Below are 12,971 nucleotides of genomic sequence, written 5' to 3' on the forward strand. Positions count from 1 at the left end.
GGTCTCCACATCCGGAGCCGATGTCCCTGCCTTACTCTTCCTCCTCCAACAAAAAAGCTTGGCCACTAGGCCAAGCTTCAGGTTGTTGAGAAATCCTGTTTTGCGAGAACTATGCTATAAATGGAGAGTGGGGTATGCCTCGGAGGAGCAATAGCGTCCGCCTTTGAAACCCGTAAAAATACTGATAAAAATAGAATCAACTTTCACGGGTTTCAACAGCGGCTGGAGGGGTATACCCCACCGGAATGTATCGGAATAGTTCAAGCACTTCAGGCTTCCAAAAAGGCTCAAGCTTGGCCGCTAGGCCAAGCTTTTCCTCTCCAGCCACTTGATCGCTTCACCAAAATGCTGGCCGCACTCCGTCAGCGCTTCTACCGCCTGTTCCTTCTCTACGCCGAAGCGGATCATCAGGATCGCCACTCGGGCGTCGCCATCTGCCTGATGGGCAAAGGCCGCGGCCACCTCGCGATCCACCTTGGCAGCTTCACTTACGATTCTTACTACCCGGTCGCGAAGCTTCTCATTGGTCGCCTGCACGTTGACCATCAGGTTGCCATATACCTTGCCAAGCCGGATCATGGCCGTCGTCGTAATCATGTTCAGCACCATCTTGGTTGCCGTTCCCGCCTTCAGACGGGTGGAGCCGGTGACGATCTCCGGGCCTACCGGCACTTCAATGGCATACTCTGCGGCCTGGCTAAGCTTAGTGCTCTCATTGCAGGAGATACCTGCGGTCATTGCCCCTATCTCCCGCGCACGACGGATGGCGCCGATGACATAGGGCGTATTGCCGCTGGCTGCAATGCCTACTACGGCATCGTTAGCCGTGATATGCGCTTCGATCTCCCTCGCTCCCGCTTCATCGTCATCCTCCGCATTTTCAATCGCCGTCGTAATGGCTGTCTCTCCCCCGGCTATCAGTCCGGTGACAAGCGACCTGTCGACGCCGAATGTCGGCGGACATTCGGAGGCGTCCAGTACGCCTAATCTCCCGCTGGTTCCGGCTCCTACGTAGAATAACCTCCCTCCGCGCCTCATCACTTCCACTATCGTTTCGACAGCACGAGTGATCTGTGGCAGCGAGCGCTGCACGGAGCTGGCAACCGTCTGATCTTCTTCATTCATTAATCGGATAATTTCAGGAACGCTAAGCTGGTCCAATTGTGCTGATTTGGCGTTCCTCTGCTCGGTTACGGGTTGTACTGTGCTTTTATCCAACTGTCGCTTCCCCTCCTGCCTCCCAGTCGGCAATATGCTGTTTGATGTTATCGGTTATTTGTATCCCCGCTTGCTTTAACGCAAGAATATAGCAGCCGGCCGCAGGCGGGATGCCAAGCCTTCTTAAGCTTAGCCCGCTTGCCGCGACAGCTTCGTGGGCTGACAGCCGGCGCACGAACCCCTCGTTTGCGAATAATCCCCCGCTTAGTACAACCGGCAGCCGGGATACATCGGCATCCGGACGCAGCTCTGTCAGCCTTCTTTTTGCCGTAATGATAAGCTCGGCCAGCTCGGCCGCAGCCTCTTGCACAATCTTCTCCGCCACTTCATCCCCTTGCTCTGCTGTCATCAAGGTCCATTTGGCCGCATCGGCAATCACCGTACGAGGATTCGCCTGGCTGTACACATAGCTGATGATCTGATTAGGGTCGGACAGCGACCAATATGCCAATAGCTGCTCCGTCAACCGGGTCTTCACTCCTCGCCCGTCATGCTCCTTCATGACAGCCACCAAGGCCTGTCTGCCAATATCATAGCCGCTGCCCTCATCACCCAGCAAATATCCCCATCCGCCTACACGGACATAAGTGTCGCTTTCCGGCAAATAGCCGTAGGCGATAGATCCTGTTCCCGAGATGAGAACAATGCCGCCTTCCCCCCAGGTGCCGGCCGCCAACGCGGTAATCGCATCATTATGAACCGTAATGGTGGCATGCTCGGGGAGCAGCTCCCGCATGAACGCATACAAGCGTTTCCTCTCCTCCGGCCGGTCCGCCCCGGCCAAGCCGAGAAACACTCCGGCCAATTGGTCCATAGGACTCCTAGACAGCTCCATCGCCTGTTCAATAAGCTCTTTCAGCACGCGCTTTACTTCGTCCCACGGACGGGATTTGATGCTGCTCGATTCTCCATAGCAGATGGCCAATATGCGGCCGGTGCCGTCGCCGATGATGCAGGCGGTCTTGGTCCCTCCGCCATCGATCCCGATATATCTTCGGTTCCTGAGCTCTTCCTCTGCTTGTTCTCTCTTATCCATCAGCCGCAATCCCCCTTTCATCGAAAGCCTCGTTTACTACCCTTGTCGGATACGGCCAATACCGGCTGCTTTGCCATCCTATTTGACGGCTCCGGCAGTCATCCCTTCCATGAACTGCTTGGATGCCACGGCGAACAAAATGATCATCGGCAGCGACGACAGCGTCAGCCCCGCGAACAGCACGCTCCAGTCCGTGGAGTACTCGCTGAACAGCGTCAGCATACCTACGGGAATCGTCTTTTTCGCTTCCTCTTGAACGAAGATTAACGGAAAGAAGAAATCGTTCCAGACAGTAATAAAATTCATGATCATAACCGTGCCCAACGCCGGCCTCATCAACGGCGCAATAATGCGCACCAAAATATTCAGATTCGAGCAGCCGTCGATTCTCCCTGCTTCCTCCAGCTCCTTAGGCAGCGTCCGGAAAAATCCCGTCAAGATGAGAACCGCCAAAGGGAGACCTATCGCCACATAGACCAATATCAGCGATAATTGCGTATTCAGCAGCTGCAAATTTTTCATTAGCATAAACAGAGGTACAATCCCCAGCTTGATCGGTATCATCATGCCTAATAGAAAGTAGAAGAACAGCGCCCCATTCCATTTAAACGAAAAACGCGCGATATAGAACGAAGCGAGCGAGCCGAATACGATGATCAATGCGACGGAGATGATGCTAACAGCCGCGCTGTTCCAGAAGTAGTCGAAGTAATGGACCTGCTCCAGCAGCTTGCGGTATGCCGCAAGACTCCACACATCAGGCAAAGCGAGCGGGTTTTTGAAAATTTCGATGTTCGTTTTCAGCGATGAAAGCAGCATGAGGAAGATCGGGTAGAGACTTAAGACGGCGAACAAGAAAGCAATAACATACTGCACAATGCGGATTCCAAGCGAATGTTTCAATGCAAGCCCTCCTCTACTCGATGTCTTTTTTCTTCATCAGTGCCATGAAAATCGCCGATAACGAAGCGATAATGAAAAATAATGTGACCGCCAGCGCCGAACCAAGACCGATAGCCGTTCCGTCCCCGCTTGAGGAGCCAAATGCCGTACGGTAAAAGAACACGGCCAGCGTATCCGTAGAATGAACCGGTTCCCCCTGCGACCCTTGCATTGCGTACACCAGCTCAAACGCTTCAAAGGCTTGCACGAAGGTGAATACCGTAATAATAACGACGGACTGCATCATCATCGGCAATATGATCGACCGGATCAGCCTGAATCCTTTAACCCCGTCCAGCCGGGCCGCTTCCAGCACCTCTTGAGAGATGGAATGCAGGCCAGCCAGCAGAATCAATACCGCGAAGCCGATACCGAACCAGCAGTTCGCCAGAATAATGGCTGTCAACGCCGTGACCGGCTCTCCGAGCCACGGTCTCGCCCACTGCTCCAGGCCGATTTGCTTCAGAAACACATTGACGGCTCCGAAGTTCGGATTCAGCATCAGCTTCCACAGAAAGCCTACAACAATGACGGACAAGAGCCTCGGCAAAAAGTAGGCCATTTTGAACAGCTCTGCGCCCTTGACCTTCGAGAAAATGATATAGGCCAATACAAAAGCGATGCCGTTTTGGAAAATCATTTCCAGCACAAAATAATACGCGTTATGGGCAAGGGAATTCCAGAAATACGTATTGAAGGGTTCTTTCGTAAACAGCGTGACGAAATTTCCGATACCGAGAAAAGCGCCTTTCCTTAAGCCCTGCCAGTCGAACAAGCTGTAGCTGAATGCAGCCAGAATCGGGTAAACGATGAACAGCGTAAAGACGGCGAGGGCCGGAATCGGAAACAGATGAATAAATCCTTTTCTCCAGTTGAATGATTTAGGCTTATGCTTGGGTGCTTGCAGTTGAACATTCGTTCCATTCATGTGCGCCTCGCCGCCTTTTCCATCTGTATTTTACTTACTTGCCTGCAGGCTTGAACCAGGTATCCGCGCTTTTTTGTACTTCCTCCACAACGTCTTGCGGCGTTTGCTTATTCAAATACATACCCTGCAGCGCCGTTTCCAGTGTGACCTTGGTTGTAGGGTTGCCGGAGCTGAAATGAACGACAAACATATAAGGAGTAGAGATGCTGTTGGCAAATTTGGAAATCTTCGTGACGATCGGATCCGACGCTTCCACACCCGGAATGGTGCTAGGCTTCATCAGCTCGTTCGCTACAAGCTGGCCGAAATCCTTGGTCGTCAAAAACTCGATGAATTTCATGGCCTCCGCTTTATTCTTGGACGCTTTGTTGACCGAGAACGATCCGTCTACCCAGGTGGTTACCGTCGCTTTGCCGCCTGCAGGAGCAGGTACCGGGAAAACATCCATTTCCAGCGCCGGGTTCATCTTCTTCATCACCGCAAGCTCCCAGTCTCCCATGACCATCATGCCGGCCTGCTCGGTAACGAACAGATTGCGCATGTCATCCATGGAAATACCGACATAGTTATCCGGGAAATATTTCGTTAAGCCTTGCATCATCTGGATGGAGTCGACAAACGCCTTATCCTTGAAGTTCGTTTGGCCCGACGTTATTTTGCTTACAAAATCGTTAGCGCCATAAAAGCCTGGCCCCAGAGCTCCGTGCGTCAACGACAAAATCCAGCCTTCCTTGGAGCCGAACGCAAACGGAGTCACCTTGTTTTGCTTCAGCGTATCCGCCGCTTTGATCAAATCATCCCAGGTCTTCGGTTCCTCGATATTGAATTTCTTGAACAGCTTCTTGTTATAAAAAATTTGCGTGGAGCTGAACACGGTGGGAACGCCGTATACCTTGCCATCCTTGCCGGTCGCCGCCGCCAGTGTATCCTTGGACATGACGCTTAACCCTTTGACCGAATCCAACGGCTCCAGGTACCCTGCATCCGCCAGGGCAATGCCCGCCGCATAAGGACGAAGCTGAATAATGTCCGGACCGCTGCCGGTTTGAAGCGCCGTATTCAATACCGTATTATATTCCGTGTTTTTGGTCGGCTTGAACTCAATTTCCACGTTCGGATTTTTCTTCTGATACTCTTTAATAATTTTTTCGTAGGCATCCTTATCCTCGGTCCGCCAGCTGCCCATCGTCAGCTTCACTTTTTGCTGCGGCTGCGTTGATGCCTCCCCCTTGTTATCCTTTGGAGCCGTCGTGGCCGCAGGCGTGTTCGATGAGCTGCAACCGGCCAGTGACGCTGCCAATATTGCTGCAAGAACCAGAGAAGCATGTTTCATGTTGATTATTCCTCCCTTTATTGTTCTTCTTTTTTTATTTAACCCCATGAATCGAGGAATAAATACTTTGGTGTAACAGCGGCCGCAGCTCTCTTATCGGAGTTGCCCTTCCGTAATGAACGGCATTCGTCAGAAACACTACTACCAGCCCGCTTACGGGCTCTATCCACAGGCTCGTTCCGGTAAAGCCGGTATGTCCGAAGCTTCCATGGGGCCAATGGCTGCTGCAGCTCGGTGCAGACGCCTGCCCGTGCCATATCTCCCAGCCAAGCCCGCGTCCCAGAAACGGCTCCGTTATACAGCGCCTGCGCCACTCCTCCGGCAGAACGCCCGGGTTCGCCGGCAGCCAGCTTCTCCCGTATCGCGCCAGGTCGGCTGCCGTGGCAAACAGCCCCGCACTTCCCGACACCCCGCCGAGCTGATAGCTCTTCTCGTCATGTACCTCGCCGTGAATGAAGGCTCCGTTATACTCCTCCGTCGGAGCAATGCGGTACCTATCCTTCGCTTCCGGCAAGAACGTCGTATGGTCCATTCCGAGCGGGAGATGAATTTCCCGGCGGACGAATTCGTTCAGCCTCTCTCCCGTTATCCGTTCAACCGCGGTACCAAGAAGAATAAACCCCAGATCGCTGTACTTTACCTGCGTCCCCGTCTCATAGATCAATTCCTGCTCGAATACTTCGCGCATCACATCCCGGGCTTCCAGTCGGTCCACCTTCGGCAAATCCGGCGGAAGGCCGGATGAGTGCTGCAGCAAGTGACGAATCGTAACCTGCGGGTGACGAAATTCAGGGAAGTACCGCTGTACCTGGTCTTCAAGCTTCATCTGTCCTCTGGACACCAGCAGCATGACCGCCGGCAGTGTCGCCGTCACTTTGGTTAAGGATGCGATATCAAAAAGCGAATCCAGTGTTAGCGCTTTCTTCTCTTCGGAGCTTGAAAGCCTGTAGCCTCCAAACGCCTGCTGCAGCCTTGTATGGCCGCCAACGGAAATATCGATTACAGCCCCGGGGATACTCCCGGCAGCTACCCAGCCTTCAATAAGTTGTATTATGTTATCCATTTCGCTTGGACCCGCTCACCGCTTTACGCGTCCTTTCCAGGGATTGGATGCTCTCCTCGTACGTCCGGCTGGCTATACCTACATAGAGGATGTCGATGACGTTCAGCTGCGCGATTCTTGATGCCATGGCGCCGCTTCTTATGCTCTGCTCCAATGAGCTCGTGAATAACCGGATATCGGCCATTTCCGCCACCGGATTGCTCCCGAACTTCGTCAAGGAAATGAGGGTTGCGCCGGATTCCTTGGCAATCTGCAGCGACTGAATAATATTTTCCGTCTGACCCGAATAGGAAATACCAAAGGCTACATCTTCCTTGGTCATGTTAGCCGCCAGCGTAGCCTGGGAATCAAAATCCGGCGCTGCCTCGCACCAGCGGTTAATCCGGGACAGCTTCTGCTTGAAGTCCTGGGCAATAACCGCCGAGGCCCCCACTCCAAAGAAGTACACCCTTCTTGCGCTGCTTAAGCAGTCTATCGCCCGCTCCACATCTTTAGGCGAAAGCACGGTCAACGTATCTTGAATGGAAAGCGTATTGTTATGGGAGATGGATTGGATTAAATCCTGCACCGATCCGTCAATTTGTATTTCCTGATAGGAGTTCGTTTCAGAGTGAACGGCTTTGGCCAGATCCGCCGCAATGCGCAGCTTCAGCTCCTGGAACCCCTTAAGATGAAGAGATCGGGCCAGTCTGACAATAGTGGCTTCACTGACCCCCGCCAGCTCCGCTACTTTCTGCACGGAAGCATTGACGACCGTCTCCGGATGATCCACGATGTATTGTGCAACCTTCTGTTCTGTCGGCTTTAACGTTTGCAGAGCTTCCTTTATTCCAATCAGACCGCCGTTTAACATAAGGGATATCTCCTTTGTGCCCGTTTCTTTACAAGTAGGAAAAGAACATTTACAATCTCATTATAAAATAAAATTTCCTAAAGTAAATACATTTTTGAAATTTTATTTCAGATTCTTTTTGACACATTTCTACACTTCTTACTGCCGTCACAAAGGTTTTTTGCTCCCAGGCATGGAATTAAAATAAGGTAGAAAAAGGATCGGAGGTGCATCGGATGCAAATTGTGACATTTAGAAGGTGGATCAACAATTTATACCTTTTTAATTACAAACATACGTACACCGCATCTATCGAGCATTTTCATGCCCATGACGGTTTGGAGCTATTATATATCCATGAAGGCAGCGGAACGTTCGTTATCAACGATTCGGTCTTTCAGGTGCGTCCCCGCACCTTGATTTTGATCAAGCCGTTTCAAATCCATTACATGCGCATGGAATCCCCCCCGGATTATACTCGCAGCATATTGAAGATCAAAGTATCGTCCATCGGACCGTTCGCTTCTTCGTTTCCTTACCTGTCTTCATTCCTGACGCAACTACTGGATAATAAAATGAGCCGGCAGCTGTTTTATTTAACCGATGAACAGGCGGCATACCTCGAGAGTCAATTCAGTGAGATGAATGACATCCTGTCTAACGCCCCGGAAATGATGCATCGTGAAGCAGTGCTCTTGTTTTTTTACCAGTTCTTTTCCTATTTTCAACGAAAGCTGTACACAGCCGAAGAGCTGTCCAAAGAACCGTTCACTCAAGCTTCGACGCAGCATATTAACAACATTTTGAAATGGATCAACGATCATTACAAAACGCACTTCAAAATGGAGGACATCGCCCGGGACTTGCATTTGTCTCCCAATTATTTGTCGAAGCTGTTCAAAGAGCAGATCGGCAAAACCATAACCGAATATACAAGCGAAAAACGTTTGGAGGAAGCGCGGGCGCTGCTTCATTCCGAGGATCTGTCCATCAAGCAGATCAGTGTCCAGACAGGCTTTCATTCCCCGTCCTATCTCATCTACTCGTTCAAGAAAAAATTCGGTATGACTCCCCATCAGTACGCGGCAGGGGTGAAAAAGCTGATACATCAGCTACGAGAAAAAGATTGACCTATTGTAAGCGCTACATATCTAGGATAGCATTTTGATACTTTTCTATGGCATTGTGATATTCAGTTTACTATAAGATGAACTCAAATCCACACAGGTAAAAATGGGGAGGGTTCATGTTTGGTAAATAAGAAAGCTATAACCTCGCTTCTGCTCGTCACGGCTGTCATGATGTCCGGCTGCAGCACTCAAGAAAGTTCCTCCGCAAAAAGCTCCGGGGACCCTGGTAAGACTGAAGCCGCTGCAGCGAACACACCGTTTACCTTGCTGTTTTACACGGCTCAAAACGGCAACTATGCGAATGAGGACAACTTCTCCAAGGAGATCGGCGATTTTATTACGGCGAAATTCCCTCATATCAAGGTCGAGCATATCCATAAGGGCAAAGGACAAGATTATCCTGACTTGATTGCCGCCGGCACGATTCCCGATATTATTCTAGAAAGCAGCACCAACGTAAAGCCCAGAATTATGGCGAATGATCTTCATTACGATTTGTCGGAGCTGATCAAAAAGCATAATTTCGATTTGAACAGGATTGATTCCACAGTGCTTCAGGTTTTGAAAAACTGGGGTGACGGAAAGCTGTACGGTCTTCCTTTCATGGGAAGCAACCTGATTCTTGGATATAACAAGGATATATTCGATAAATTCGGCGTTCCTTACCCTAAGGACGGCATTACCTGGGACGAAGTGTATGATTTGGTCCGCAAGGTGTCCCGGGCAGAGAACGGCGTAAATTACGTCGGTCTTCGTTACAACAGCCCTCTTGTGTTCAAATATAACCAAAGATCGCTTGGCTTTATGAGCGAAAAAGAGGACAAGGCGGCAGTCAATACGGATGCCTGGAAGGATCTGTTCGCGAACTTCAAACGAATCTACGACGTGCCCAATAACGAGATTTCCATCCCGGGGGAGTTTGCCGGAGGAACCGAAGCGATGGACTTGAACGTTACCGAGAAGCTGATCACCTGGTCTCAAAAAAATCCAAGCGCCAACTGGGACATTACTGCAGCTCCTGTCTTCAAGGACGCCCCGAAGGTCGGCTTCCAGCCTAATTTCTACTCGATGTATGTGACCAAGCAATCCAAGCATAAAGATGAGGCATTCGATGTCATCGCGTACCTGCTGTCGGATGAAGTGCAGACGCAGTTATCCAAAAAAGCGCTGCTCACGCCTCTTGCGGATAAAAAGATCCAAGGCGTGTTCGGCCAGGATATTGAATCGCTAAAAGGGAAAAACCTGCAGGCTGTCTTCTATAACCGTTACGCGGCCCCTGCACCGATCCGCGATGCGAACTTGACGTTCGCCGATGTAGCCGGTGTCCCCGGCAATTCATTCGACAAAATGCTTAAAAACCAAACGGATATTAATACGGCATTAAGGGAGGCCGAGGAAACGATCAACAAAGCTTTGACGGACGCCAAGGCCCAGGGAGGAGGCGGCAAATAGAATGAATCAGCTGCCTTGGCAGGGCTATCTCCCTCTAAAGGATATGGCTAAACAAGTGCAAATCCGGAGAACCTTGCACCCCACTTGTCCGCAGCCTCAAGCGGCCTGGTCGATGGACTCGAAGCTGTACCTAAACCACCCGTCCATCAAGGCGGCTTTATGGGGCCCTCCGGAGCAAATCACATTAAGCATGATAAAGTCGGATGTCTTCGATCGAAGAATAGCGGATCCACCTGTACTGACTCTGAAGGAGCTTCGGGAGGGAGCTTATTCCCAAGCGAATGAAGGCTTCCTGGACATTCAGCCGTCAGGCAATACCAGGCCCAAATACGGCTCCCTTGACCCGAGAGGCGGCCGTAGAGAGCCTTATGCCGCTTTTCGCGCCTACCCGTTTCCTTGCCAAAAGCCGGTGGGGCAGATCATCGTCCGCTGCAACGATTTCCAAGGATGCGATCCGGTACAAACCGTTCAGCAGTGCAGCAGCGGATTAACAAGCAGCACTCTGGTTCATGGGAAAGCTTCTCTTCAGCTAGATGTGCTTCTCTCGATGAAGCGCAGCGTTATTGCGATGCGGACGGAGTTCTCCGGATTGTCTCATCCTCTTTCGTTCCGCTTGTACCGCCATAGAGATCAGGCGCATCGCATGTATATGAATGTCGAAGGTACGGAATTCAAGCCTATGGAGGAACGGCAGCCCGTCTATCTGCCTAGAGGCAGCGATCAGCCCGTTGAATACTATCATTATGAACGTGACGCCGCATGGAACGGCCCGATAGAGCCTCCCGAGAGCGGCAGCGAGGGCAGATTTTTTTGGATTCGGCAGCGGCTGCCTGCCGAGAAAACTTTTCCCGATGGCTTCGAATATGTAGTAATGGGACTTGTCAGCGGCAGCGATGCAGAGCTTGAAACCGTCGAAAATGGCTTTGGTCTCGGCACGCCACCATATGCCGATGAAGGCTGGACATTTCACGAGAAGGACTATGACCGCATTCGGCAGGCACCGGGCGCCGCGGCTACAGCGGCCTTGAACCGGCTCAGCTCCGGTCAGGCCACGCTCTATACCGTTGTCGTCACCTCCAATGATGCTGCCGACATTATGGAATTTGCGAAACGGCAGCTTCTGGAAGCCGTAACGGACGGATTCGAAGCTTTACTGAAAGAGAATACCGATTGGTATGATGCGTTATACGATAAAAGGGAGCATGGACGAGTACTGTATCCCGGAGATTCGTATTATGAGAAGGAAATAACCCACCTGTTCAACAGCTGGGCGTGCAAGCACAGCGGCGGGTGCCGAACCGATGCCCGCAAATTTGAGGCAAGCGCCTCCTATGCAGGTATCGAAACAGACATTCAACCATGGCACAGCCTGCCATGCTATAATGAGCTGTTTTATACGCCCATGGTCGTCCGTTCCCGGGAGGACGCTCTGGATATGTGGTGGCAGCTGGTCGAGCACTGGCTCCCGGCGGCTCGGAAGAATGCTTCCGAGGTATACGGCCTTCCGGGCATGATCCTTGTGCACGGGTACTTGCCTCCGGTCAAGCCGGACCGTTACGTCCACACGAACTCGACGCTGGAGCTCTGTCTGGAAACAGGAGCTCAGGTGCTCAAAGTACTATGGGATATGTGGGATTACGCGGCAGATGAAGCCTTAATGCAGCGATTGTTATACCCGGCTTTGCGTGATCTCGCGATCTTCTACCTATCCTATCTCGAGCTGCAGGAGGACGGTCTCTTCCACATCGTCCCTGCCGTCGAAGCGGAAAGCTGGGGCATCCAGCCGAAGTTCGAATACAACCGGGATACGATCAGCGCAATCTCTATGTTCCGCTGGACCTTTCACAGAGCTGCCGAGCTCGCCGATTATTTAGGTACGGATCAAGATTTGAAGGCGGATTGGCTGTATGCGGCCAACAACCTCCCTCCTTATCCGACTTACGAAACGGAGGAAGGTCTTATCTATGCGGGCGTTCCAGGTATCAAGCCGCGGTGGTCCAAAGGCTGTCATCCTTGGTATATCGGTGTCTACCCAACTACCTTAGCCGATGAAATCCACCTGGATAGCGGTCCGAAGGAAAAGGAGATGATGCTGCGCACCGTTCGAAGCGTGCCTGCCGGTCATAACCGGCCGGTTTATGTACTGCTTGGAGAGTGTAAGGATAGGTTCCCCACGGTGGACGGCGTGCATCCAAGAACAATCGAAACCTATGCCGACCTGTGCATCGCAATTAACGAAGACCCGGAACGGGTCATTAACAGCCGGAGCGGACGGATCCATTTGTTCCCGGCTGTGCCGGATTGGGCCGAAATTTCGTTCCGACGATTTCAGGCCCGCGGCGGCTTCTGGGTATCCGCCGCACGAACTTCAGCCGGGGTGACTTTCGTCGAGATAGAAGCCCGCCGCTCCACCTTGTGCAAGATTATGAACCCATGGCCGGCAGAGAATATAACAGTCGTAGAGATCAATACAGGCGATCTTATCGATTTCAAAGTCGACAGAACTAAGCAGGAGTGTATCCTATTTGAAGCCGAAAAAGGCAAGACCTATCGATTGGTAAAGGAATAAAACGCAGGCCGTTTTCGGAAATCGATTCTTTCGAAAACGGCCTCTTTTTTAAGTCTTCAGGTTTCACTCTTGCTTATGCTGGTTCAAGTACACAAAAAAAGCAGCTGATCTGATTAAAAGATCAACTGCTTTTTGCTTGGCGACGTTCTACTCTCCCAGGACCCTTCGGTCCAAGTACCATCGACGCTGGAAGGCTTAACGTTCGTGTTCGGTATGGGTACGCGTGGTTCCCTTCCGCCATCATCACCAAACTGGATTTTTCGAAGGTTATGCTTCTTCGAAAATGCTGCGAGAAAATATCCATCCTCAGAAAGGACTTGCAGCTCAAGGCTTATTCCCTGAAAACTAGATACGAAATGCATGCGTAAAGTTCGTGAATTAGTTTCCCGGTTTTTCCCGGGCCCCGAGAAAGTATTTGGAATCAGCTTCGAAGCTTCTCTTCACTTTCTTGGGTAATGGATAAGCCCT

The 12,971-nt window shown here is 51.4% G+C and carries 10 protein-coding genes and 1 rRNA gene; 3 read left to right on the forward strand and 8 right to left on the reverse strand.

Annotated features, from left to right (window positions below; genetic code table 11):
* Nucleotides 1–300: 300 nt before the first annotated feature.
* The 7 genes from murQ to ABEA66_RS28365 all read right to left on the reverse strand — a co-directional run bounded on the left by murQ (nt 301) and on the right by ABEA66_RS28365 (nt 7,373).
* Nucleotides 301–1,218 (reverse strand): N-acetylmuramic acid 6-phosphate etherase, encoded by a 918-nt coding sequence (gene murQ / locus ABEA66_RS28335; RefSeq protein WP_345592952.1) that lies wholly within the window; start codon nt 1,216–1,218, stop codon nt 301–303.
* Complete coding sequence (locus ABEA66_RS28340) at nt 1,211–2,254, reverse strand: N-acetylglucosamine kinase (RefSeq protein ID WP_345592954.1); 1,044 nt, start codon at nt 2,252–2,254, stop codon at nt 1,211–1,213. The genes murQ and ABEA66_RS28340 overlap by 8 nt, the downstream gene beginning before the upstream one ends.
* A 78-nt stretch (nt 2,255–2,332) precedes the next feature.
* Nucleotides 2,333–3,157, reverse strand: coding sequence for a carbohydrate ABC transporter permease (locus ABEA66_RS28345; protein ID WP_192705121.1), 825 nt, complete (start codon nt 3,155–3,157; stop codon nt 2,333–2,335).
* Between the two features lie 13 nt (nt 3,158–3,170).
* On the reverse strand, nt 3,171–4,124 hold the full coding sequence (locus ABEA66_RS28350) for a carbohydrate ABC transporter permease (RefSeq protein ID WP_079914009.1): 954 nt from the start codon (nt 4,122–4,124) through the stop codon (nt 3,171–3,173).
* A gap of 34 nt (nt 4,125–4,158) precedes the next feature.
* Complete coding sequence (locus ABEA66_RS28355; protein WP_345592957.1) at nt 4,159–5,457, reverse strand: ABC transporter substrate-binding protein; 1,299 nt, start codon at nt 5,455–5,457, stop codon at nt 4,159–4,161.
* 34 nt (nt 5,458–5,491) lie between these two features.
* On the reverse strand, nt 5,492–6,520 hold the full coding sequence (locus tag ABEA66_RS28360) for a serine hydrolase domain-containing protein (RefSeq protein WP_345592959.1): 1,029 nt from the start codon (nt 6,518–6,520) through the stop codon (nt 5,492–5,494).
* On the reverse strand, nt 6,513–7,373 hold the full coding sequence (locus tag ABEA66_RS28365) for a MurR/RpiR family transcriptional regulator (protein ID WP_079914006.1): 861 nt from the start codon (nt 7,371–7,373) through the stop codon (nt 6,513–6,515). The genes ABEA66_RS28360 and ABEA66_RS28365 overlap by 8 nt, the downstream gene beginning before the upstream one ends.
* 215 nt (nt 7,374–7,588) lie before the next feature.
* Here ABEA66_RS28365 and ABEA66_RS28370 point away from each other — a divergent pair, with 215 nt between their 5' ends.
* From ABEA66_RS28370 to ABEA66_RS28380, 3 genes are all read left to right on the forward strand, one after another.
* The gene (locus ABEA66_RS28370; RefSeq protein WP_079914005.1) at nt 7,589–8,482 is read left to right on the forward strand and encodes an AraC family transcriptional regulator; all 894 of its coding nucleotides are present in this window, start codon (nt 7,589–7,591) and stop codon (nt 8,480–8,482) included.
* Nucleotides 8,483–8,602: 120 nt separating this feature from the next.
* Complete coding sequence (locus ABEA66_RS28375) at nt 8,603–9,934, forward strand: ABC transporter substrate-binding protein (protein WP_345592965.1); 1,332 nt, start codon at nt 8,603–8,605, stop codon at nt 9,932–9,934.
* A 1-nt stretch (nt 9,935) separates the two neighbouring features.
* Nucleotides 9,936–12,503, forward strand: a complete 2,568-nt coding sequence (locus ABEA66_RS28380; protein WP_345592967.1) for a glycosyl hydrolase family 95 catalytic domain-containing protein — start codon at nt 9,936–9,938, stop codon at nt 12,501–12,503.
* A gap of 134 nt (nt 12,504–12,637) precedes the next feature.
* Here ABEA66_RS28380 and rrf read toward each other — a convergent pair.
* Nucleotides 12,638–12,754, reverse strand: a 5S ribosomal RNA gene (gene rrf / locus ABEA66_RS28385).
* Nucleotides 12,755–12,971: the final 217 nt, after the last annotated feature.

It is taken from the genome of Paenibacillus vulneris, from assembly GCF_039543185.1.
Taxonomy (GTDB): domain Bacteria; phylum Bacillota; class Bacilli; order Paenibacillales; family NBRC-103111; genus Paenibacillus_S; species Paenibacillus_S vulneris.